The 667-nt window shown below is 69.3% G+C and carries 1 protein-coding gene; it reads right to left on the bottom strand.

What is annotated here, in order from left to right; all coding sequences use genetic code 11:
* Positions 1–667: cation:proton antiporter (locus AC1DWF_RS35155; RefSeq protein ID WP_476843092.1), on the bottom strand; the 667-nt coding region annotated here is incomplete at both ends.

The following is a 667-nucleotide window of genomic DNA, read 5'->3' as shown; positions in this document are numbered from 1 at the left end:
CCTTGTCGGTGATCCGGAGCCGCTGTGCCGCCAGGATGACAAGATCGGATCCGAAGACCCAGACGAACCGCGCCACCGTGGCGGCCAGGATGATGGCCAAAGCGGGCCAGGCCATCTGGTCGAAGACGAGTTCGAACCCGCCCACGCGCTCGAGCACGCCGCGCAGCGTGAGGCCAATCAGGATGAAGACCGAGGCCTCGAACAGGAAGATCATCACGGTCCAGAAGGCGGTGCCGCGGATCCGCATCCGGGCGGACAGAACGACATGCTGGTACCATCCGCCGACCAGGCCCGCCGTCACCGTCGCGAAGACACCGGAAACGTGCAGCGTCTCCGCCACCAGATAGGCCGCCCAACAGACCAGGACGGTGGCCGCGATCACCAGGTCGTCCTCGCCCAGCCGCCGGACCAGCAGTACCCAGACGGCCCCGATCGCAGCGCCGACCGCAACGCCGCCCATGGCCAGCATCGCGAAGCTCATCACGGCGTCGCCGGCGTCGAAGGCGCCCGTGAGCACCGCCGCCACCGCGAAGCGGAACAGCACCAGGCCGGTGGCGTCGTTGAGGAGGCTCTCCCCTTCGAGGAGCGTCATGATCCGCCGGGGCAGGCGGACGCGCTGGAGCACCGCACGGGCCGAGACGGCATCGGGCGGGGACACGATGGCACC

The organism is Aminobacter sp. P4_D5, assembly GCF_056401815.1.
The sequence above is the reverse complement of the archived record's forward strand: the minus strand, read 5'-3'. Positions and strand labels throughout refer to the sequence as shown.